27 protein-coding genes and 1 other annotated feature are annotated in these 22,296 nt (G+C 47.5%); of the genes, 2 read left to right on the top strand and 25 right to left on the bottom strand.

Annotation, left to right across the window (positions count from 1 at the left end; genetic code table 11):
• Positions 1 to 89 precede the first annotated feature (89 nt).
• The 7 genes from AR442_RS05730 to nadB form a co-directional block, all read right to left on the bottom strand.
• Positions 90 to 599 (bottom strand): intercompartmental signaling factor BofC, encoded by a 510-nt coding sequence (locus tag AR442_RS05730; RefSeq protein WP_014418534.1) that lies wholly within the window; start codon positions 597 to 599, stop codon positions 90 to 92.
• 130 nt (positions 600 to 729) lie between these two features.
• Positions 730 to 849: a hypothetical protein gene (locus AR442_RS21070; RefSeq protein ID WP_373925908.1), complete on the bottom strand. Its 120-nt coding sequence runs from the start codon at positions 847 to 849 to the stop codon at positions 730 to 732.
• A gap of 132 nt (positions 850 to 981) precedes the next feature.
• Complete coding sequence (locus AR442_RS05720; protein ID WP_014721606.1) at positions 982 to 1,575, bottom strand: YhcN/YlaJ family sporulation lipoprotein; 594 nt, start codon at positions 1,573 to 1,575, stop codon at positions 982 to 984.
• A 147-nt stretch (positions 1,576 to 1,722) separates the two neighbouring features.
• Positions 1,723 to 2,913 (bottom strand): SafA/ExsA family spore coat assembly protein, encoded by a 1,191-nt coding sequence (gene safA, locus AR442_RS05715; protein ID WP_014418537.1) that lies wholly within the window; start codon positions 2,911 to 2,913, stop codon positions 1,723 to 1,725.
• Positions 2,914 to 3,039: 126 nt separating this feature from the next.
• Entirely contained in the window at positions 3,040 to 4,143 is a 1,104-nt protein-coding gene (gene nadA / locus AR442_RS05710; protein ID WP_014418538.1) for a quinolinate synthase NadA, read from the bottom strand.
• Position 4,144: 1 nt separating this feature from the next.
• On the bottom strand, positions 4,145 to 4,993 hold the full coding sequence (nadC, locus tag AR442_RS05705) for a carboxylating nicotinate-nucleotide diphosphorylase (RefSeq protein ID WP_014721607.1): 849 nt from the start codon (positions 4,991 to 4,993) through the stop codon (positions 4,145 to 4,147).
• The gene (gene nadB / locus AR442_RS05700) at positions 4,975 to 6,540 is read right to left on the bottom strand and encodes an L-aspartate oxidase (protein WP_014418540.1); all 1,566 of its coding nucleotides are present in this window, start codon (positions 6,538 to 6,540) and stop codon (positions 4,975 to 4,977) included. The genes nadC and nadB overlap by 19 nt, the downstream gene beginning before the upstream one ends.
• Positions 6,541 to 6,646: 106 nt before the next feature.
• Between nadB and AR442_RS05695 the strand changes: the two genes are divergently transcribed.
• Together AR442_RS05695 and AR442_RS05690 are read left to right on the top strand one after the other, a co-directional pair.
• Entirely contained in the window at positions 6,647 to 7,798 is a 1,152-nt protein-coding gene (locus AR442_RS05695) for an IscS subfamily cysteine desulfurase (protein WP_007408177.1), read from the top strand.
• Entirely contained in the window at positions 7,795 to 8,337 is a 543-nt protein-coding gene (locus AR442_RS05690; RefSeq protein ID WP_014418541.1) for a transcription repressor NadR, read from the top strand. Before AR442_RS05695 ends, AR442_RS05690 begins: the two co-directional genes overlap by 4 nt.
• A gap of 25 nt (positions 8,338 to 8,362) precedes the next feature.
• On the opposite strand, the gene pheA is transcribed toward AR442_RS05690, so the two are convergent.
• The 18 genes from pheA to AR442_RS05600 form a co-directional block, all read right to left on the bottom strand.
• Positions 8,363 to 9,220 carry a prephenate dehydratase gene (gene pheA / locus AR442_RS05685; RefSeq protein WP_014418542.1) on the bottom strand — a complete coding sequence of 286 codons (858 nt, stop codon included), beginning with the start codon at positions 9,218 to 9,220 and terminating at the stop codon, positions 8,363 to 8,365.
• 13 nt (positions 9,221 to 9,233) lie between these two features.
• On the bottom strand, positions 9,234 to 9,677 hold the full coding sequence (thrR, locus tag AR442_RS05680) for a transcriptional regulator ThrR (RefSeq protein WP_007408173.1): 444 nt from the start codon (positions 9,675 to 9,677) through the stop codon (positions 9,234 to 9,236).
• Between the two features lie 53 nt (positions 9,678 to 9,730).
• Positions 9,731 to 11,017, bottom strand: a complete 1,287-nt coding sequence (gene obgE / locus AR442_RS05675; RefSeq protein ID WP_007408172.1) for a GTPase ObgE — start codon at positions 11,015 to 11,017, stop codon at positions 9,731 to 9,733.
• Between the two features lie 31 nt (positions 11,018 to 11,048).
• The gene (locus AR442_RS05670; protein WP_014418543.1) at positions 11,049 to 11,627 is read right to left on the bottom strand and encodes a sporulation initiation phosphotransferase B; all 579 of its coding nucleotides are present in this window, start codon (positions 11,625 to 11,627) and stop codon (positions 11,049 to 11,051) included.
• Positions 11,628 to 11,944: 317 nt separating this feature from the next.
• The gene (gene rpmA / locus AR442_RS05665) at positions 11,945 to 12,229 is read right to left on the bottom strand and encodes a 50S ribosomal protein L27 (RefSeq protein ID WP_003152662.1); all 285 of its coding nucleotides are present in this window, start codon (positions 12,227 to 12,229) and stop codon (positions 11,945 to 11,947) included.
• Between the two features lie 12 nt (positions 12,230 to 12,241).
• Positions 12,242 to 12,583, bottom strand: a complete 342-nt coding sequence (locus AR442_RS05660) for a ribosomal-processing cysteine protease Prp (protein WP_012118103.1) — start codon at positions 12,581 to 12,583, stop codon at positions 12,242 to 12,244.
• A gap of 2 nt (positions 12,584 to 12,585) precedes the next feature.
• The gene (gene rplU / locus AR442_RS05655; protein WP_003152660.1) at positions 12,586 to 12,894 is read right to left on the bottom strand and encodes a 50S ribosomal protein L21; all 309 of its coding nucleotides are present in this window, start codon (positions 12,892 to 12,894) and stop codon (positions 12,586 to 12,588) included.
• A gap of 13 nt (positions 12,895 to 12,907) precedes the next feature.
• Positions 12,908 to 12,981 (bottom strand) — a sequence feature (ribosomal protein L21 leader region).
• A gap of 58 nt (positions 12,982 to 13,039) precedes the next feature.
• The gene (locus AR442_RS05650) at positions 13,040 to 13,906 is read right to left on the bottom strand and encodes a M50 family metallopeptidase (RefSeq protein ID WP_014418544.1); all 867 of its coding nucleotides are present in this window, start codon (positions 13,904 to 13,906) and stop codon (positions 13,040 to 13,042) included.
• Positions 13,899 to 14,702, bottom strand: a complete 804-nt coding sequence (locus tag AR442_RS05645) for a M23 family metallopeptidase (RefSeq protein ID WP_014418545.1) — start codon at positions 14,700 to 14,702, stop codon at positions 13,899 to 13,901. Before AR442_RS05645 ends, AR442_RS05650 begins: the two co-directional genes overlap by 8 nt.
• A 127-nt stretch (positions 14,703 to 14,829) precedes the next feature.
• Complete coding sequence (gene minD / locus AR442_RS05640) at positions 14,830 to 15,633, bottom strand: septum site-determining protein MinD (protein WP_003152655.1); 804 nt, start codon at positions 15,631 to 15,633, stop codon at positions 14,830 to 14,832.
• Positions 15,634 to 15,635: 2 nt separating this feature from the next.
• Positions 15,636 to 16,316: a septum site-determining protein MinC gene (gene minC, locus AR442_RS05635; RefSeq protein ID WP_003152653.1), complete on the bottom strand. Its 681-nt coding sequence runs from the start codon at positions 16,314 to 16,316 to the stop codon at positions 15,636 to 15,638.
• Positions 16,317 to 16,369: 53 nt separating this feature from the next.
• Positions 16,370 to 16,888 carry a rod shape-determining protein MreD gene (gene mreD / locus AR442_RS05630; RefSeq protein WP_007408167.1) on the bottom strand — a complete coding sequence of 173 codons (519 nt, stop codon included), beginning with the start codon at positions 16,886 to 16,888 and terminating at the stop codon, positions 16,370 to 16,372.
• Positions 16,885 to 17,748, bottom strand: a complete 864-nt coding sequence (gene mreC, locus AR442_RS05625; protein WP_007408166.1) for a rod shape-determining protein MreC — start codon at positions 17,746 to 17,748, stop codon at positions 16,885 to 16,887. The genes mreD and mreC overlap by 4 nt, the downstream gene beginning before the upstream one ends.
• A 30-nt stretch (positions 17,749 to 17,778) precedes the next feature.
• A complete protein-coding gene (mreB, locus tag AR442_RS05620; RefSeq protein ID WP_003152647.1) occupies positions 17,779 to 18,792 on the bottom strand; it encodes a cell shape-determining protein MreB in 1,014 nt (337 codons plus the stop codon).
• 91 nt (positions 18,793 to 18,883) lie between these two features.
• Positions 18,884 to 19,579, bottom strand: coding sequence for a RadC family protein (gene radC / locus AR442_RS05615; RefSeq protein ID WP_007408165.1), 696 nt, complete (start codon positions 19,577 to 19,579; stop codon positions 18,884 to 18,886).
• Between the two features lie 31 nt (positions 19,580 to 19,610).
• A complete protein-coding gene (locus AR442_RS05610) occupies positions 19,611 to 20,180 on the bottom strand; it encodes a Maf family protein (RefSeq protein ID WP_012118105.1) in 570 nt (189 codons plus the stop codon).
• Between the two features lie 140 nt (positions 20,181 to 20,320).
• Positions 20,321 to 21,322 carry an SPOR domain-containing protein gene (locus AR442_RS05605; RefSeq protein ID WP_014418547.1) on the bottom strand — a complete coding sequence of 334 codons (1,002 nt, stop codon included), beginning with the start codon at positions 21,320 to 21,322 and terminating at the stop codon, positions 20,321 to 20,323.
• A 126-nt stretch (positions 21,323 to 21,448) separates the two neighbouring features.
• On the bottom strand, positions 21,449 to 22,201 hold the full coding sequence (locus tag AR442_RS05600) for a prepilin peptidase (RefSeq protein WP_014418548.1): 753 nt from the start codon (positions 22,199 to 22,201) through the stop codon (positions 21,449 to 21,451).
• Positions 22,202 to 22,296 lie beyond the last annotated feature (95 nt).

Below are 22,296 nucleotides of genomic sequence, written 5' to 3'. Positions count from 1 at the left end.
CCAAAGTCTTATAGAAAAGTTAACGTATGTTCGCTTTGACACCTTCCATTCAGAAAAAAAAGACATGTGTCACATGTCTTGCGTCAAAGTCAGCCGCTGTAAGTCTTAATATGATCGATCACGCTCTCAAACTCCGCTTTTGTTCTGTACGGTATGCCGTGTTCCAAGTGCTTTTGCAATCGGCTTTCCAGCCTTTCTATATCAATCTGGAAGAAAGACTGAATCGGCTCGGCCAGCGATCCGGGACGGCCGTGAAAAGTGGAGATGACGCCTCCGTCCGTGACGCCGATATAACCGTTAATCTTACTGAGCGGAGAAATATCATCAACATGCTTACGGAAAAGGACGAAGCCTTTTTTCTGCTCAACGAGCGTCCAGCCGGCATATGCGGCCCAAAAATCCTCCATCGCTAAAACGGTTTCATCCGTATGTTCAATGCCGACATCACCGTCAAGATAGACCTTTTCCAGCTGGACATGCACCCGAAGCGGCCCGTAATGCTCGACCTCCGCCCCGTATGCGCCTTTTCCTCCGCAAATCAGGACTGCAGCTGATAAGATAAGCATAAACAATAGACGAGCACCGCAAATTCGTTTCACCAATAACACCTCTTTATTCAATCAAACTCTTGATGCTAGTTTGACCAAAGATGCCGGTGCTTAACCGTTTTCTTTCATTGTCTGTTTCAGCCGAAAAAAGCAGCTCTCTAAATGAGGGCTGCCCCGATGATTATGCCCGGCCGTCTGAAATCAGTTTCATTTGTCCGGGCGTCAGTTTGAGCCGGTATCCCCTTACGGTCAGATACACAGTTTTTGTTCCGCGGCTTTTGTCATGCTCCGTTTTTTTCATCCCGGCCCCTCCGTTACGTTTTATTACTTTTATGTTAACACCGCAATATAAAGAGCGTTTTAAGAATATGTAAAGAAATGATGAAGCTTTATCCATAAAAATACTGCCGGATGAAATCATCCGGCAGTCCGTTTAACGGCTGTTTCTGTTCATGTCTTGCAGCTTTGTAAAAGTAGCGTTGTCGGTAAACACTTGAATTGTACGGCCGTCCGCGAATTTTTTGGCCGCATGTTTGACATGTTTATCATCATTTTTCGTAAAAGGATGATTTGTTCTGACGGCAATGACGACTCTCGTGTCAGTCACGATGACCTGACTATCCTGTACGCCTTTTACTTTTTTCACGCGGTTTGCAACTTTTGCCGCCAACCTGATGTTTTCGGCGTTGTCATACCCATTATAAGACATTGCTGCCGGCGGCGTATTGACATTTCGGCCGTTATATGTGCCGTCCGTCGTTAACGGAACCCCGTCATTAGGGGCGTACTGGTCGGACACGTTTGTCGTATTATGACGGCCGTTTCGGTTTTCCATCATTTCAGAAACGGGTCCTTGATGGTCCATTCCGTACTGGCCTCTGCCGTTACCATTATCATTCGAATAATATCCGACCGGACGTGTTGACTGATTGTAGCGTCCGTCATTCATGGCATTATTTGCTCCGCATGCCGTTAAGCTTGCCGTCACGGCTAAAACGCCCGCGATCGTCATCAGTTTTTTACCCAATGGAAAAACCCCCCGTGGATTCATCGCTGTTTGAGCGTTTTCCGCTCATGTTTAGGATGTGCGGCGGGCGGCGGGTTTAAGCTTGTCAGTTATGTCCATTCCTCAGTTGGACATAAAAAAAGGAACGACATACATCGTCCCGAAACATTAATCTTCTTCTTCCTCCGGCCGTCCGAATACTTGATTTGGACTCGGCTGATTCGGCGCGACATTGGGATTTGCTCCGCCGTAAGGCATAAAATGTCCTGCGTTTGCACCCATATTCGGATACGGCTGCACAGGCATATTTGCGTGATGGTGATGTGAACCGTGGTGGTGATGATGGTGATGATGTGAATCATGGCAGCCGCAATCATCATCCTTATATTTTCCATCATGATGAGGGGCGTGTGCGTAATGTGACGAATATCCGCCGTAATACGGCATTTGACCGTAAGGAGCACCGCCGAAACCAGATGCAGAACCATCATAATGCTCTGCATTTTCATGGGCCTGGTTTTCATATTCACCGTAACCCGCTTGCGGCCCAAATCCCGGATGATGGAATCCGTACGGTAACGGCATCGGCATGACCGGAAAGCCTCCGAAACCTCCTCCAAAACCGCCGAAACCTCCGCCTACCGGGAAGCACGGATGGCATAATCCAGAACCCGGCAGCATCGGTGTCACCGGAACCGGACAAGGACAAGGCATGCACGGCATCGGGTAATGCATAAAAGGCGGTTCAACGGCCGGCATATTCGGAAACGGGACATTCGGAATGTTTGGCATGTTCGGCAGATGATAAGCGGCGTTTTCTTCTTCCATCTTTCCGGCTTCAGGCGCCTTTGGCATATTCGGGTAATTCGCGTTTTCCATGTTGATCATTTCCTCCTGTTGTGGAATGTTATTGTCATGCTCTTTTTCTTTCGGCTCGACAAAATGTGTCACCGGTTCCTCCGGCTTAGGAGGCGACCACGGCTGAAACAGCTGATTGGACGGGTAATATTGGTTCATATCAGCTTCCGGCAGCACATTTTCATGCTTTTCAGGGATTGGCGGCACATAAGGAATCGACGGCTTTGGTTCTTCCGGTATGGTGTCTTCAATGTCCACAACTGATTTCGGTTTTTCTTTGGCATATGGATGCTCATGCTTATGCGCAGACGTTCCGAAGCCGGCCTTAGGTTCTTTTCTGACCGGAACGGCTTCTGAAGGCACCTTTATCTTCATTCCAGGCATAATTAAGTCTGGATTGCTAAGCTGATGATTCAGTTTTTTTAACTCTTCAAGATCAACTCCGTATTTTTCAGCTATTTTCCAGAGCGAATCGCCTTTTTGAACGATATGAATTTTCAACGTTTTCCCCTCCTATGCACAAAACGTGAACGGTACATTTGTCATTACAATACGTTTCTTCACACTATATGCCGATGGACTGGGCATGATGATAAAAAATTTGGGAAGGAGGGGAAATTTTTATAACTACGTATGACTCAGCATTCTGTTCAAAGCACGAAGCGCTTCTGTCCGAACCGCTTCCGGAACTTTAATGACACCCTTCAGCTCGCCTTTTTCAAGCTGCTCAAGCGACCACAATAAATGCGGCAGATCGATTCTGTTCATTGTCAGACACGGACACATATCGGGATTCAATGATTCAATCTGTTTATCCGGATGCGATTGAATGAGGCGCTGAACAAGATTCATTTCCGTTCCGATCGCCCACTTGCTTCCCGGTTCAGCCTGTTCAATCGTATCAATAATGTATTTGGTAGACCCGCTGTCGTCACTGAGCGAGACCACTTCCCTCGAACATTCCGGATGAACGATAATGCGGATGCCGGAATCCCGCTGCCGCAGCTGAGAAATATTTTCCGCTGTGAACTTTTCGTGTACGGAGCAATGCCCTTTCCAAAGGATGACTTTAATGTTTTCCGGATGGTCAGTAAGCAATCGGTTCTGCCCCGGGTCCCATACAGCCATTTCTGTCAGCGGAATGCCGAGATCATAGGCTGTATTTCTGCCTAAATGCTGATCCGGCAAAAATAAAATTCTCTCTTTTTGTTTAAAAGCCCATTTCAGCACACTCCGGGCATTCGAAGAGGTGACGGTCGCTCCTCCGTGCCGTCCGACGAATGCTTTAATTTCCGCCGTCGAGTTAACATATGTTAACGGAATGATGGTGTTACCGTACAGTTCTTGAAGCTCTTGCCATGCTTTGTCCGTCTGCTGAATATCTGCCATATCAGCCATCGAGCATCCGGCGCGCATATCGGGCAAAATGACGGTTTGGTTATCATCAGTCAGCATATCAGCGGTTTCCGCCATAAAATGCACGCCGCAAAACACAATATATTCCGCCTCTTTATTTTTTTCTGCCACTTGAGCAAGCTGCAGGGAGTCACCTGCCGTATCGGCGAATTGTATTACTTCGTCTTTTTGATAGTGATGCCCCGGAATGAACAGGCGCTTTCCGAAATCCCGTTTAATGGCAGCGACCCGCTTCTCCATTTCTCCGGTGCTCATGTCTTTATAATGGCTCGGCATCATTTCGGCTGATGCAGTTAACACGTCAAAAATAGACATCTTAAAAATCCCCCTGTTCCGCAGCCTCAACATCCATGCTGATGTCGGCGCTTTTTACTGAATGAGTCAGAAATCCGAGTGAAATATATTGGACGCCCGTTCCTTTATAAGCGGGCAATGTGTCGAGCGTTATGCCTCCGGATGCTTCCGTTTTGATATGGCCCGGTGTCATGCCTGCAAAACGCCGGACGGACTCAGGCGGACAGTTGTCAAACATAATAACGTCTGCGCCCGCTTCTATTGCCTCGAGCAGCTGCTGTTCGGATTCGATTTCGACTTCCACCGCAAGCATCTGCCCCGCCGTTTTTCTTGCCCGCTCCATGGCCGCCTTTATCGATCCGCAGGCGGCAATATGATTATCTTTTATCATGATGCCGTCATATAAGCCGAAGCGATGATTAAAGCCGCCTCCGACCCGAACGGCGTATTTTTCCAGCATTCTGAGCCCGGGTGTCGTTTTTCTCGTATCACAAATCTTAATGGACGGATCATCAAGACGCCTTTTGGCCTCATCCGTCATTGTCGCAATGCCTGACATTCTTTGTAAGAGATTCAGAATGACCCGCTCCCCCGTAAGAAGAGCCGCCGCCTGGCCTTCCATTTCAGCGAGCACGTCTCCTTTTTTCATCCGTTCTCCGTCTTTTTTCAGGGAGCGGATGCGGATATCATCGTGTAAAAGCTTCCATCCTTCACGGATAACGGCTTCTCCGGCAAACACGCCATCTGTTTTTGCGATGATTCGCGCTTTACATTGCTGATCAGAAAAAATCGCTTGTGACGTCGCATCACCCGTTCCGATATCTTCCTGAAAAAAATGAGTCAGCATTTGTTTCAGCTGCAGAATGTCCATAGTTCCCCAATCCTTTCGTTTTTTCTGATAACTGTTCCAGATGTTGAATGAATGATTTGTTTTCCGTGCCACTCTTTCTCCGTCCCGGGAAAATCAGCGCGAAAATGAGCTCCCCTGCTTTCTTCCCGAATAAGGGCTGAGGTCACAACAAGTTGCGCAGTCTTCCATAGGCAGGATAGCTCGGCTTGTTCTATTGTGATTTCCTTCACATTTATATGACGCACAGATACGTTGTTAAGCCAGGATGCCAGCGCCTGCATGTTTTCTTTTTCCCTGACGATGCCCGCTCCGGTTGTCATTTTGGCTTGGAGCACATGAAGCGTTGTGTCCGGCACTTCTAAGATGACGTCAAATTTCTTCGGGGTTTTTTTATATCTTCCGTTTAACGGTGTTTGAATGATATGTTCAGCACATCGTTGCCCGCTTGCCAGCGCTTCCAGCAGTGAGTTGCTCGCAAGGCGGTTCGCCCCGTGCAAGCCTGTGCAGGCGGTTTCGCCTATAGCGTACAAATCAGGCACGGACGTTTTCCCCCATGTATCGGCTTTTACTCCGCCCATTAAAAAATGCATTCCGGGTGCTACGGGAATTCCGCTTTCAAGATCAACACCGGCTGTTTGACAAATTTCTGTTATGGTCGGAAAACGTTTCTTAAAATCGGCTATTCGGCTGCAATTTATAAAAACAGGATTTTCTCTCATCATTTCTTCATAAATCGCCCGTGAAACCACATCCCGGGGCGCCAAATCTTCTAGTGCGTGTCTGCCAGCCATGATCCTGCGCCCGAAGCGATCCGCTAAATATCCGCCTTCTCCTCTCACTGCTTCAGAAATCAGACCGTACACAGTCCCGTTTTTCACAAGGAGGGTCGGGTGGAACTGGGTGAACTCCATATCCGTGATCTCAGCTCCAGCGCGGAAGGCAAGAGCGATGCCGTCTCCCGTTATGGCGGAATCATTTGTGTGATATTGGTACAGACTGCCGCAGCCGCCTGATGCAAGCACTACACAATCCGCTCTTCTGTAAGAAACGGCGCCTGAAGCATCCTTTACGGCAACGCCTGCGCATCGCCCGTGTTCAATCAGCAGATCAACAACCGTCTCGTGTTCAATGATCCGAATGCCGTCCCTCAGCTGCTGAACCAGAAACTCAACCAACATCCGTCCGGTCGCATCTCCCCCGGCGTGCAGAATCCTCCTTTTGGAATGAGCGCCTTCCCTGCCGAGACAAAACGTTCCGTCCGACTTCGTATCAAAAGGGAAATGGCCTTCTATCAGCCTGTTTATCATGCTCTGTCCGCTTTTCAGCAAATGCCGCACGGCTGTCACGTCATTGTGTCCGCATCCCGCATACAGTGTATCGTTCACATGGGATTCTATCGAGTCATCTTTTGCGTATGAAACAGCAATCCCGCCTTGAGCATAATGCGAATTGCTGTTCGTTACGTTTCTCTTTGTGATGACGGTCACTTGGTATGACGGAGGAAATGAGGAAGCACAGGCAAGGGCCGCCGTCCCCGAACCAATGACGATAATTGTTTTTTCAGACATACATCACCCTCCTGTTATATTTACACCTGTCTTGACACCTATATTTACACAGCGATAAAATAAACTCAAGCTTTTTTTTAACATAAACGGATAGGAGACGGGCTGTATGATTTATCTTGATTACGCGGCGGGAGCGCCTTTAAGCAAAGAAGCCGCGAAAGTCTTTCAGCATCTCAGCACAGAGGTATACGGCAATGCAAGCAGCCTTCATGACGCCGGAGGAAGAGCGGCGGACGTGCTGGAATATTGCAGACATTCTGCAGGAAAATTGATCGGCGGAGCGGCAGACGGCATTTACTTTACAAGCGGCGGAACGGAAGCGAACATCTTGGCCGTCCAATCATTGCTGCACGGTCTGCCCGATCACAAAAAACATTTTATTACGACCGCAATGGAACACCATTCGATCCATAATGCCGCGGCGTTTTTAGCTGACCGGGGAATTGATGTCACCATCATATATCCCGACGAGAACGGCCTTATAACCGAGGACATACTGGCGGCTCATATCCGTCCTGACACGGGGCTCGTTTCCATACAGCACGCCAATTCAGAAACCGGCCTCATCCAGCCTGTGAATCGTCTGGCCGCTTTTCTTCACCAGAGAAACATTTTGCTGCATTGCGATTGTGTTCAAAGTTTCGGCAAACTGCCGATTGATGCGGATCAGGCGGGAATCGACGCCCTTTCCGTCTCCGGTCATAAAGTATACGGCCCGAAAGGCACCGGGGCTGTTTACATTCGGCCCGGTGTCAGCTGGAACCCGGTTTATCCGCATACCGTGCATGAAAACGGGTTCAGGCCCGGTACGGTGAATGTGCCGGCCATCGGCGCTTTTACCGCTGCTGCGGAGTATGCAGTGAAACATATGGAGGAACACCGTGAGCATGCTGACAGGCTGAGGAATTATTTGTATGACCAAATTCGGCGTCAAGGCCTCCCCATTTCATTTTCAGAGGAAGAAACCGGCGGTGAATGCCTGCCCCACATTGTCGGGTGTTTTTTTCACTCCTTTGAAGGACAATATATTATGTTAGAATGTAATCGTAACGATATTTGCATCTCAACCGGGAGCGCATGTTCCGCCGGCAGCCACGGCCCTTCTTCAGCTATGAAGGCGCTGAGAAAAACCGAACGGGAAGCGCGGCAGTTTTTCCGAATCTCATTCGGAAACGAAACAACATGTGAACAGCTCGATATGCTGATACATACATTTACGGCGCTGTGGGAGCAAAAGAAAGGAGAATCAGCAATTTGACAGAAGGAACGAAGCTTACTGGGGAGAAAAGACGCGACATGCTGCTTCATTGGCTGAAAGAAGCCGGCTCGCCATTAACAGGAGGCGAATTGGCCAAAAAAGCAAATGTCTCAAGACAGGTGATCGTGCAGGACATATCACTCTTGAAAGCAAAAAACGAGCCGATCATCGCGACGAGCCAAGGCTACTTATACATCAGCATGAATGCCGGCGGCGAAAAAAATGCCGAACGGATTGTCGCCTGTCTGCACGGCCCGGAGCGGACGGAAGAAGAGCTTGAACTCATTGTCGATGAAGGCGTCACCATAAAGGACGTCATTATTGAACACCCCGTATACGGCGATTTAACCGCCGCCATAAGAGTCAGCACACGGAAAGAAGTCAAACAATTCATGGATCACATTAACTCGACAAATGCCGCTTACCTTTCACAGCTGACCGGAGGCGTGCACCTCCATACGTTAAGCGCCCCGACAAAAGAGCGGATTGACCAAGCCTGCCAAGCGCTGGACGACGCGGGTATTTTAATAAAAGATTAAAAAAAAGCCCCCTGAAGGGCTTTTTTTATATCGAATAGGATTGATATGTTCCCAGAAGCTTGACCCGGCAGCCGAGGGCTTCCATCTCTTGAACGGCACCGGGAATGAGAACCTGATCCATCGCCTGTTCAATATCAATAATAAAGAAATAGTTGCCGAGACCCGTTTTTGTCGGGCGCGATTCGATCTTTGATAAATTCAGGTTTCTCCATGAAAAAGCGGACAGCACCCTGTGCAGCGCACCTGATTGGTCATCTTGGGGAAGCGTTACCATCATCGTCGTTTTCGGCCGTGAAGACAGTTTCGCATTCACTTCGAATGAGACGTCTTTTTCAGGCGAAAGAATGACAAATCTCGTGTGGTTGTCCTGATAATCCTGAATATCCCGCTTCACGATGCTCAATCCGTATGTAGCGGCGGCCATTTCATTTGCAATCACGCCGATCGGAAGGTCCGAATGCTCACTGACATACTTGGCAGCCGCACCTGTTGACTTCGCATACTCATAAGGAACGGACGAAAAATGCCGGTGAAGAAATTTGTGGCATTGCGCAATCGCATGGGAATGAGAATAAATTTTCTCAAGCTTTTTCCACTCATTTTCTCTCGAAGGGTGAACGAGCAGATGCTGGTGAATCGGCAGCGTCATTTCCCCCACGATCGCAAGAGGCTGCTCATGAATCAAATAGTCAATCGTTAAGTTAACCGAACCCTCCAGCGCGTTTTCCAAAGGAACAAATGCAAGATCAACTTCTCCCGCAACCGCCGCATCCATGCATGCCGGTATTGTTTGATAAGGTACTTGTGTCACGCTGTTTTGAAAGCAGGAACTGACTGCTAGATGTGTAAATGTGGCTTCTGGCCCTAAATAACCGACTTTCATGTCTCTTCTCTCCTTACGCGCCTGACCCTAAGATCTCAACTTTTTCTATAAAATCAAATTTTCTCAGTTTATTCATTAACGTATGAATGTTTTCTTCCATTGCGGACGTACTGATTGAGAGCGTGACATTCGCCCTGCCCTGAAGCGGAATCGTCTGGTGAATGGAAAGCACGTTGCTTCCTGAGTCAGCCACCGCCTGCAAAAGCTGGGATAACGCGCCTGACCGATCCTCCAAATGAAAGAAAAGTGTGATTATTTGTTCTTTAACCATCGTGTAAAAAGGGAAAACCGCATCTCGGTATTTGTAAAAAGCGCTTCTGCTTAAATCAACTTTCTGCACGGCATCTGCAACCGATTCAGCCTTTTTTCTGTCGAGCAGCTTTTTGACTTCAAGGGTTTTCCGCATCGCATCAGGCAGAACGTCTTCACGCACTAAATAAAATGTCTCTTCTTTCACCTGCACCCCTCCCTTTTACATCAGAGAGCCTGCATTGCAAGCTCTCCGTTTTTTTAATCAATAAATTCAAATTCAAATTCCAGAAGCCGGATGATATCGCCGTCTTTAGCACCGCGTTCTCTGAGCGCTTCATCAACGCCCATACCGCGCATCTGTCTTGCAAAACGCTTGACGGATTCGTCACGGGAGAAGTCAGTCATTTTAAAGAGGCGTTCCAGGCTGTCACCTGAAAGCACAAACGCACCGTCCGGATCACGGGTAATGTTAAATGGAATTTCTTCATCTTCCATCGTGTACATCACGCGGTTTTCCGCCAGTTCTTCTTCATCATACAGCGGGAATTCAGGCGTTGTTTCCAGCTGGTTGGCGACTTCAAACAGAAGATCGCGGAGCCCTTCTCTCGTCACCGCGCTGATCGGGAAGACAGGGTGATCATCCTGAAGCTTTTCTTTAAACGCTTTAAGATTTTCAGCCGCCTCGGGCATGTCCATTTTATTCGCAACGATAATTTGCGGACGCTCCGTCAGCCGCAGATTATATTCACTGAGCTCCTGATTAATGGTCACATAATCCTCATACGGATCACGGCCTTCCATCGCTGACATGTCAATGACATGAACGATGACACGCGTCCGTTCGATATGGCGGAGAAATTGGTGGCCTAAGCCGACTCCTTCGTGCGCTCCTTCAATCAAACCGGGCAGATCCGCCATGACGAAGCTTCTTCCGTCATCCGTTTCCACCATGCCCAGATTCGGAACAAGCGTTGTAAAATGATAATCGGCAATTTTCGGCTTTGCCGATGAAACGACAGACAGAAGCGTAGATTTTCCGACGCTCGGGAAGCCGACGAGACCTACGTCTGCAAGCACTTTCAGTTCAAGCACGATATAGCGCTCTTTTCCGGGCTCTCCGTGCTCTGACAGCTGCGGTGCCGGGTTGGCCGGTGTCGCAAAGCGGGTATTTCCGCGTCCGCCGCGTCCGCCTTTTGCGATGACGGCGCGCTGCCCGTGCTCAGTCAGATCGGCAATGACCTGTTTTGTATCGTCATCCGTTACGACTGTGCCGGGCGGAACTTTAACAACCATATCGTCCGCATTTCTGCCGTGCTGGTTTTTAGACATGCCGTGCTCGCCGCGTATCGCTTTGAAATGCCGCTGGTACCGGAAGTCCATGAGCGTGCGCAGTCCTTCATCAACCTCAAAAACGACGTCGCCTCCATTACCTCCGTCACCGCCGGCAGGCCCGCCTTTCGGCACATATTTTTCACGGCGGAACGCAACCATTCCGTTACCGCCGTCGCCGCCTTTTACATATACTTTCACCTGATCTACAAACATAATATCCTCCGTTCTAAACCGTAAAAAACCGCTAGTTCATTCCAATTTCGGCCACACATTCATGGCCGGTCAGCTCAAATTGCATGACATCAAAGTCCTCATACCGGGATTTGCGAAATTCATCAAACACATCTGCATTTGCAATCGTTCCATGAAAATCGAGATATACAATAAGCTGTCTGTCAGGGTGATCCGTCTGCAGCGATACGGTCAGATGATTTTCACTTTCATTGTTTACCGCCAGACCGAACAGATGAAACAGTTTTCTCATCAGGTTCGACAGCTTTTGATCATATGCCGATAAATCTTTAATTTCTCCGAGCACTTCGTATTCGAGCCTCATATAACGGGACTTCCAATTAAATGTAAGAAAGTCAAACGCCAAGTGCGGGGTTTTCAGGTTTGAGAGCTTTGATTCGTGCTTTGCATCTATGACCATTTCGTCAATAATTTCAACGACCCTGTCATACTTCTGCAAACTTAAGTTTCCTTTTATCAGCTGCAGCTTATTCATCCAATCATGACGGAAATGGCCCATTAATTGGATCAGCTCATTGATCAGAGCCGCATCGCTTACAGGTTCTTCTTGTTTCTTCGATACATCCTTCATTTTCGCACTCCCAATCGTTTAATTTCTTTTTAGGAGTCTTGATAAGTGTGTACTATGAATTATAACAGAGAAGGCTTTGTTAAAAAAACACTTGTTTTTCCTGGTTCATCATGTTCCTTTTTCGGATCGCATACAATGCGGATGCCAGGCAGAAACATTTTTGGTATCACTGCTTGGGGAACATATCCAGTGGGTATGGGAAGCTGATGTCCTCATTCAAGGCGGGGTTCACTCACGCATCCTCTGCTTTTCATTCTTGATGTTACTCCGCTTACTGCAAAAAAAACTCCAGTCAACGACCGGAGTTTTTTGTGTCATTATTGAGCTACAGGATATACGCTCACTTTTTTGCGGTCACGGCCGAAACGTTCGAATTTAACAGTTCCGTCGATTTTAGCAAAAAGAGTGTCATCTCCTCCGCGGCCCACGTTTTCACCTGGGTAGATTTTCGTTCCGCGTTGACGGTAAAGGATAGATCCGCCTGTTACGAATTGACCGTCTGCACGTTTAGCGCCTAAACGTTTAGATTCAGAGTCACGTCCGTTCTTTGTAGAACCTACACCTTTTTTAGAAGCGAAAAACTGAAGATCTAATCTAAGCATGTAACTCACCTCCTATATTTGGTTTGCAGTCAACCGTAAGTGTTCACTGTAATCCCGCTCGATCGTTTCAAGAGAAACAATCATGCCTTCAATCAGCAGCTGCGCTTTTTGCAAAGCTTCCTGATCAGCGGCTTCAGGGAATTCAAAGTAGAAATAACCCCCGTCCTCGCCTATATCAAGAATCGGTTCGAGAGGAGCCAGCGCGATAACCGCATTGACCGCTCCGAAAACGACAGCCGTGACCCCGGCGCATACGAGATCTCGTCCATGTTCAGCAAAATCGGCATGTCCCGTCATTTCAAAGGACAAAATGCCCCCGTCATTCCGGGATCTTCGAATTGTTGCCTCAATCATGCTTACGCGTTGATTTTTTCGATTGTCAATTTAGTATAAGGCTGACGATGACCTTGTTTTTTATGAACATTTTTCTTTGGCTTGTAACGGAAAACAGTGATTTTTTTCGCACGGCCTTGTTTTTCAACTTTAGCTGTAACTGTCGCGCCTGCAACTGTTGGGTTGCCGACTTTCACGCTGTCTCCGCCAACAAACAATACGTCTTCAAACGTCACTGTTTCACCTGCTTCAGCAGCAAGTTTTTCGATGTAAACAGTTTGACCTTCTTCAACTTTGATTTGTTTTCCGCCTGTTTTAATGATTGCGTACATTCTCTGCACCTCCTATTAGACTAAGACTCGCCAGCAACAGGGGGCTTTAAAGCTCTTATCACCTGTCCCGAGCGGTTGTAGCATTGGTGCTACATCCATAACATTAAAAAATATATCAGAACCAAAAGGATATGTCAATCTATTTCTAGTAAGGCAGCAGCAGGTCTTCCATAGAGGAATCTGTCCGTTTATCGGCAAAATACGCATGAAGCACTTCATTTTCATCGAGCTGGCTGAGCTTTTCGCCAGCTTTTTCAACGATAATGGGGTGCTTGCATCCCCGTTTGAATTCGGCCATGACATGCTTCACTTTGGCATCGGCCGCGACCGTCAAAGGATGCAGCATGGTGACATCACGGTTTTTGCCGTAGTATCTCTCCAAAAGAAACCTCAGCTGAATATAATGCCGCTTCCGGTATTCATCCCATAAAGAAGCGGCGAGAAAGACGAACAGCACCCATGCGCTGACCTGAAGGGGGACGGCCAGCACAATCCAGCAGCAGAGCAAAAGCGCGGAAACGGCCGATGTCTGCAGGCTGAGGAGATGCGCTTTTTGAAAAGCCATTTGTTTAGAAAAGTATAAAAACACAAACTTTCCGCCGTCAAGCGGCCAGATCGGCAAAAGATTGATGAAAAGAATGGAGAGATTATAAAAGGTAAACATCTCAAATGTCTGCTCACTTGCAAAACCTGACATGAAAAAGAGCCAGGCTGCCGCCTGAAGCCACACATGCTGAAGCGGGCCCGCCAGGATGACCGCAAATTCCTCTTTAAGCGGCCGGTTTCCGTGCTCCTCCACCTCAACCGTCCCGCCGAAAGGGAGCAGAAAGATTCGTTTAATGCGCCACGAAAAAAACACAGCCAGAGCAGCATGCCCCAGCTCATGAACGGATACGACCAGCAAAAGACACAGCAGCGCTTTGATGTGCCCCGTCATAAGACCAAGCCCCATGATAATCCAAAGAAAAGGATGGACATGAACTTTGAAAAGGAGGCTGAGCCATTTATTCATCAAAAGTGATCACCTGGATCGGATCTATGAATTTATCGCCATCCTGGATCGCGAAATAGTACTGGCCTTTACTTTTATCGTTGAGCTTGATCGAACCGATCTTTTTCCCTTTATCGACAAAGTCATACAATGAAACGTTAACATCTTTTAGCCGGCCGTAAATGCTGCTGGTATTGTCGGCATGCTGCACCTTCACCGTCAGTCCTGTTTTTTTATCTTTGCTCACTTCCATAATGTAGCCTTCTTTTACGCTGTCAATGGCTTCGCTGGCGGTTTCGACGACGACGCCCTCTCCGTTATTTTGAAAGTCCTGCTGGATTTTCCCCGCGGCAGGAACGGCCATATCCTGACTGACCGCCACCTGACCGTCCTTCTTTTTCGTTCCCGGCGTAAGAAAAGCGAGCGGGTTTCCGAAGGAAGATACGAACCAATTGCTTACGGCAGCAAACTGAAATTCTTTTTGAAAGGTTTGTGCGATCGCCGGTTTGATCTGACTCAGCGGCTGTTTGTCGGTTTTATAGGCAATAGCGGAGATCAGTACGAGACAGGCGGCCAGCAGGCATTTTAAAATAATAGAATGAGCGCTGATCAATGGATGCCGTCCGTTAAATTCGGGCGGGTGTTCCGTTTGATATTCGTAGTCCGGTAGAAGCTTGTGCTTTTCCTGCTCCTTGACCGTCTGCCACGCGGGAAAATTCTGTGTTTGGGCGTTTTGAACGAAAGTAAGTTTTGATTCAGGCCGCTGTTTTCTTCTTTTGGCCAGTCTTTTTCTAATTTCATCAGCTCTGTGACTCATCGCCATCATCCTTTGCAATCGTTGGGTTTGTACATCCTATGTCTTGTCCATTGCAAATATGCGCTCTTGAAAAACAAAAAAGACCTGATAAGCTGGGCTTCATCAGATCTTTGTATTCTGGTATATATTATGAACGCACGCCGAAAAATGACTTGATTTTCGCCATCATCCCTTTTTGCTGCTCTTCAAGCACCTGCAAAGGAACGGATTCTCCTAAAATGCGCCGGGCGATATTGCGGTACGCAATGCTGGCGCGGTTTTTGGAATTCATGGCAATCGGTTCGCCGATATTTGAAGCCCTGATCACTTCATCATCGTCAGCAACGATTCCGAGGAGATCAATAGACAGATGATGAACAACTTCATCCACATCCATCGTGTCACCGTTTTTCACCAGGTGATTTCTGATGCGGTTCACGATAAGGCGCGGCGGTTCAATATCTTCCTGCTCCAAAAGTCCGATAATGCGGTCAGCGTCCCGCACCGCTGATATTTCCGGCGTCGTCACAACAATCGCCTTATCAGCTCCGGAGACGGCATTTTTATAGCCTTGTTCAATTCCGGCCGGACAATCAATAATGACATAATCAAATTCCTGCTTAAGCTCCTGCACAAGCGATTTGATCTGCTCAGGGACAACAGCCGTCTTGTCGCTTGTCTGGGCAGCCGGCATTAAATGAAGCAGATCATCAAAACGTTTGTCTTTGACAAGCGCCTGATGCGTCTTGCATCTGCCTTCAATTACATCTACTAAGTCGTAAATAATTCTGTTTTCAAGACCCATTACGACATCAAGGTTGCGCAGTCCGATATCTGTGTCTACCAAACAGACGCGCTTCCCTAAAATGGCTAAGGCGGTACCGAGGTTTGCAGATGTTGTTGTTTTACCTACTCCGCCTTTTCCCGAAGTTATTACGATAGCCTCACCCAATTTCACATTCCTCCCTCAAGCCTTGTTAGATCAGGTCTTAAATGAGCCAATTGCTGAAGGCGTTCAATGACCATATTTCCGTCAGTATCTAAATAAGCACATTCCATGTCGTTCCCTTTTTGAATGTGGTCTGGGGAGCGATTTAACACGTGATTGATCCTCAATTGTGTCGGCATCATTTCGGATGCGGCGATCACAGCCCGGTTATTTCCGTTATAACCCGCGTGGGCAATCCCTTTTAATGAACCGAGAACAAATATATTTCCTCCGGCTCTGATCGTACCGCCGGGATTCACATCTCCGATTAAAAGCAAATCTCCCGTCACGTGAAGCACCTGGCCCGAACGGACGATTTTGGAAACAGAAACAATTTCCTGCTCCTCTTTCATCCGCTGCGCTTCTTCTTTGGCGATGACTTCACTGTCAATTGAATGCACGACTAAATCTTTCTTTGACGCGATCAGATCAGTCAGCTGCTCTGCCTGTTCCTGATACAGATACCGATGCCCGAGTTTAATATGAACACTGATTTTTTGGCCTTTGCCATCAGTATATTGTTCAATCGACAGCATGTTTTGAAGACCATCGAGAAGCTCATCAAAAGAACATGCATCATCCAGATGCAATGTTAAGCCGTTTTTTGTTCCTTTTATTGTTACATATTGCTGCTTTTTGGTCTTCATCAATGTTCACCTCAACAACATACTCTTTTCGTCAAAAAAAGATAAAATCCTTTTTACTCATCTCTTAATTCTTTCTTCAGACTTATATAAAACAGCCTGAAGGGCAGGACTAATATAACGGCCCCCGCAATATTCAGCAAAGCAGTCGGCAAGAACCGCTGAATGACAAAATCGTTAAACGTCATTGTGCCGCTGCGGATTAACGTCTGAATGCCGTAGACGTAAAATTCAAGCACACATACGCTCAGCACCGCGACCAGAATGACCATCAGGGCGTTTGTCTGCAGCACTTTAAACGCTTTGGCCGCCAGATAGCATAAACCGGCAAAACCAAACATATAAACGCCTAAAACACCCGTATAATTGATGTCATAAAGAAATCCGAAAATCAAACCGTAGATCACCGCATGCTTTTGGTTGATATAAGCGGACATAAAAATCAGCGCAAGCAAAAGAAAATGCGGAACGACCTGCTGCTCGACGGAAACGAAAGGAAAACGCACCAGATCCGTATAGATGCTTTCCGCACAAAAGACCAAAATCATAATCAAAGGGAGAAGGAAACGTTTCACGATCCTTCCTCCCCTGTTGCTACGCTTCGGTTCACGACGATGACATGGTCAAGATCGTACAGGTCGGCAGCCGGTTTCACGTAAGCGATTTTCGTCAGGCCGTAAGCATCTGATTCTACATCGGTCACTTCCCCGACCGTCAGCCCTTGAGGAAATACGCCGCCCGTTCCAGATGTCTCCACGAGGTCGCCTTTTTTCACTTCACGTTTTTCATCCGGCTCAAGGATGGTCATTTTCAGGGTCTGTTTCTTTTTATCGTACCCTTCAATTAAACCGTAGCCTTTGCTTCCCTTTTTGCCGGAGATTTTGGTGGCCACTCTGTTATTGCGGTCAACATCGCTCAGCAGCTGAACGGCGGATGTGAAACTGTTGAGTCCGCTGCTTTTGATCTTCCCGACCAGCGCACCCTTTTCGTTCGTGACAGCCATGTCTTTGGCCACTTTCTGCTTCGTTCCCTTATTGATCATGATCTGCTTGTACCATTGATCAGGGTTTCTGGCGATAACGGTCGCTAAAATCGGATCATAGTCGGAAATTGATTTGACATGCCCGAGTTCATCACGCAGCTTCTTGTTTTCATCTTTGAGTTCTTGGAGCTTCGCTTCATATTGTGTCTGTCCGTCCAGCTTTTGTCTTAAGCGTTCGTTTTCCTTGTACGTGTTTTTCAGGTCTTTTATGTCCCCGAAGAACCCTGCAAAATATTCGGCAGGCGTGTGAAAAATGTTTTGAAATACTCCCGTCGTATCACCGATCAGCTTTTCAGGCCAGGTGGTATTACGGCCGTTCTTCAGCGAGAATCCAATCATAGCCACCAATATGATAATACACAGAAGTAATAGCATTAACCGTTTGTTCGGCATCGTGATACACCTCTTCTATTTAACTCCTGATTATCTTGTTTTTCCTTTGAAAAGATGGATGTGCTCCAGTGCTTTTCCAGTGCCGATCGCAACACAATCCAGCGGATCTTCAGCGATAAGAACAGGCATTTTCGTTTCGTCGCTGATGACTTTGTCGAGATTGCGGAGCAGGGCGCCTCCCCCTGTTAATACAATACCTCTGTCCATAATGTCAGCGGCCAGCTCAGGCGGTGTTTTTTCAAGCGTGCTCTTCACCGCGTCAACGATTGAGAGAACTGTATCACGCAGTGCATTTGCAATTTCCGTTCCCGTGATTTCGATCGTTTTCGGCAGACCTGTCAGAAGATCGCGGCCGCGGATTTCCATTGACGCATTTTCTTCACCGGTTTCTGCTGAACCGATTTCCATTTTAATAGCTTCCGCCGTACGGTCACCGATCATCAGATTATATGTTTTTCTGATATAGCTGATGATTGAGTCGTCCATTTCGTCACCGGCTACGCGGATTGACTGAGACGTAACAATGCCGCCTAAAGAAATGATCGCCACTTCAGTTGTTCCGCCGCCGATATCAACGACCATGCTGCCCGTCGGCTCCCATACCGGAAGATTCGCGCCGATTGCTGCCGCAAACGGTTCTTCAATCGGATAAGCGTCACGTGCGCCCGCTTGTCTTGTCGCGTCGATGACCGCCCGTTCTTCAACGGCCGTAATACCTGACGGCACACACACCATAACGTAAGGCTTTCTCGCAAACAATCCTTTATTTTTCACAGCCTGATTAATGTAGTATTTCATCATTGTCGCAGTTGTTTCATAGTCAGCGATAACGCCGTCTTTCATCGGACGGAGCGCAACCACGTTGCCCGGAGTTCTTCCGATCATGTTTTTCGCATCGTTACCGACCGCAACGATGGACTTCGTATCCGTTTGCAGAGCAACGACAGACGGCTCTCTCACTACGATTCCTTTACCTTTAACAAACACAAGCGTATTCGCGGTTCCCAAATCTATACCAAGGTCTCTTGTACCAATTCCGAACATATGTATGTATCTTCCTTTCTTAAAGCAAAAATACCCTAAAGGGAAAAACTCATAAAATCTATTATATCTTAAATCAACGAAAAAAAAAGTGTTACAAATATCCTTTTTCCTTTAAACTCACAAATTTTTTGTCACCAATGACCAAATGATCCAGCAGCTCGATGCCGATTAAATTTCCGCACTCAAAAAGCCGCCTGGTTACCTCTATATCTTCCCTGCTCGGTGTAGGATCTCCTGAAGGATGATTGTGAACGCAAATGAAGGACGCGGCGGATCGTTTGAAAGCTTCTTTAAACACCTCCCGCGGGTGGACAATAGATGAATTCAGACTTCCGATAAAAACGGTGCGTTTATGAATGACTTGATTTTTGGTATTTAAATATAAACAGACAAAATGCTCCTGGGATAAAAAGCGCATATCCTCCATCACATACTTCGCCCCGTCTTCCGGAGAGCGGATGACGCAATGCTCCCCGGCGGATGTCTTATGAATGCGGCTCCCCAGCTCAATTGCGGCAAGAATCTGAACGGCTTTCACCGTGCCGATTCCCGGAATGCTGGAAAGCTCCTGGGCAGAGGCGCCTTTTAACAGTCGCAGCCCGTCAAACGTCCGCAGCAGCCGGTGAGCGAGGTTCATGACGGACTCATGTTTCGTTCCCGTCCGCAGCAGGATGGCGAGCAATTCATTGTTAGAGAGATGTTCGGCTCCGAAGTGCAGAAGCCGCTCTCTCGGTTTTTCTTTTTCGGGGAAATCTCTTAATTTTAACGGCAGATCACGGATGATCAACCCCTCCTTGTTCCCCTTCCCGGTTTGAACATCAAGCTTTTATATTAAATTCTTTCAAGGCTCTCATTGTTTTAGCGACAGGAAGCCCGACGACAGAATAAAAATCACCGTCTATTTTTTTCACTAAAAGCGCGCCTTTTCCTTGGATGCCGTATGCACCTGCTTTATCCATCGGTTCTTTTGTTTCAATGTAGAGCTGTATGTCGTCTTCACTGAGCGGCCAAAACGTCACTTCCGTCGTGTCACAGAACGTTTCTTTCCGGTCATGCGTCTGAATGCTGACCGCCGTAATGACTTGATGGCTTCGGCCGGAAAGCCTCCGCAGCATGTGTGCCGCTTCTTCTCTGTCATGCGGTTTGCCGAGGCATTCGCCGTCTATGCACACCATCGTGTCAGCCCCGATAACGACTGCATCGGGATTTTCGGCCAATACAGCACCGGCTTTTTGCTCGGCCAAACATTGGACGTTTTCTTCCGGCGAAAGGTTTCGATTTAATTTTTCTTCTGTGCGGCTTGCAATAATGCTGTAAGGAATCTGAAGAAGATTAAGGAGTTCTTTTCTTCGCGGAGATTGTGATGCGAGTATTAAGCGTTTTGTCATGATTGTCATCCTTTCAGGGTTTGCTTAAGAAAAAAAGATACTTGTCTATCCTACCAAATCAAACGGGCAACCACAATTTCAGAAAAATAACTTTTTGATGACAAAATAAAAAATCCCGCCGGATGACGGGAAATGAGATACTATTTTACAACACTTAAAAGCTCTTTTTGGGCTTTCCAGCCGGATTCCGAACCCGACGTTTCCAGTTCTTTCAGCGCTTGAAGCACGGCCTCTTTCTGCTTTTTGTCAGCGGCGTCTGCGCTGGATGCCGCTTTTGCCGCTTCAGCCACTTCCGTTTTTGAAAGATCTTTGCCGGTAATCGCTTTGGCGGAGAGCTCAGATGCTTGTTTAAAAGAGTTTTCCAGTCCTGAATCGACAGCGAAGCTGAGCTCTTTTCCGCCCCAAGCCTCAAAATCATGGTCTATCAGTGTCTGACCCAATTGCTGTGATAAGCTTTTTTCCGCTGCAAGCCCGGCGATCACGTATGTGTATCCGTCTTCTTTTGCCAGTGAGACGGCCGAGTATCCTTTTTCAGTCAGCTGGTCAACAAGCGTTTGCGCTCCTTTTTCTGATGAAAATTTTCCGGCCTGCACCGCATATGTTTTATAGTTTCCCTCTGAAGATTCCGCATCTCCTGTGCCGGCTGTTTCAGATTTGTCTTTAGAAACATCTCCCGCTTTCGCCGTCTGCCCTTGTGAACCTTTGTCAGCTGATGTCGGAGCGGAGGCTTCTTTACTTCCCGACATATTTAAGGCGACAAGGCCGAGCCCGGTGCCTAAAACAGCCGCAACGGCAATTGTCGTGACCGCTTTTTTAACTGGAGAAGACGGCTGCTTTTTTTTCGGAAAATGAGGGCCTGTTTTTTTCTTCTGGTATGGCGGAACGACTTTCGGGTCATCTTCAAATACCTTAGAATTCTTCTCATGATCCCAATTGAAATCTTCTTCTTTCGGATCTTCATGGGATGCGGCGGTCTCCTGCTCCGCCTTTTTTGTTTCCTCCCAATTTGAAAATGTGACGGTTTTCTCCCCGCCTTCTTTCACATCTTCTTGTCCATACATCGTTTCTTCTTGTCCGTTAATGGTTACTTTAAGGGCATTGTTTTTTGCTTTGCTGTGCTTTTTGCTCTTCCTTTTTTTCAACGTCTCTTCCCCCTTGCATTCGTCTTGGCCGTACCTTGAACTGATCATGGTTCACACTTTAGCATAGGCGAAAAAAAAAAGAACAAGACTTTTGTCGTCTTGTCCAAAAAACGTTCGCCAAATTTTTTAAGCTCCGCCTGAAGCGAGCTTGATGTAAAACGAAAACAGCTCTTCTCCGTATAAATAACTCAAAGCGCTCCCGGCTGAGATGGCCGGCGCAAACGGAAATGGCTGCTTTTTACCAAGCCTGCCCCGGGCTGCGGCGCACATACCGTATACGGTTCCGATCATAACGGAAAGAAAGAATGCAATGAGCACGAGCTTCACGCCGAGCGGCAGGCCGATCACCCCAAACAGTTTCACATCACCTGCGCCGATGCCTCCTTTACTGACAAACATGATAAAAACAAGCAGAAAAAATCCGCAAACGGCTCCGGCAAACCCTGCATACCATGTATCCAGCGGAGAAAACATACGGCCGGCAATGAAAAGCGGAAGAAAAAACAGCAGAACCTTGTCAGGAATCAGCATATATTGCAGATCCGTCACGGTAACAATCATGAGCAGAGACAGAAATAACAGCGCGACTAACAGTTCTTTTGAGAAACCGAAATGAATGCCTGCAGCCGTGAATAAACACGCCGTCCAGCATTCCGCCGCCGGATACATAACCGACAGCTTCGCACGGCAGTTTCTGCATCTGCCTCTTTGCAGAATATAGGAAACGACGGGCACAAGCTCCCCCCAGGAGAGCGGCAAGCGGCAAAACGAACAGGCTGAACGCGGCGAAATAACCGAGATTCGAAGCGGGATACGGCACGCTGCTGTATAAAAAAAAGAACCGAAAATCAAGCCGAGAAAAAACAGAAACAAAAGCACTCAGACCACACCTTTACTATCAATCTGGCTCAGATTATAGCAAAGAAAAACACCATGACTGAAATGGCTGAAAATATATTTTCAGCATAAAAACA

The organism is Bacillus velezensis (genome assembly GCF_001461825.1).
Lineage (GTDB): Bacteria > Bacillota > Bacilli > Bacillales > Bacillaceae > Bacillus > Bacillus velezensis.
Note: the sequence above shows the minus strand (reverse complement) of the source record. Positions and strands in the feature narration are given on the sequence as shown.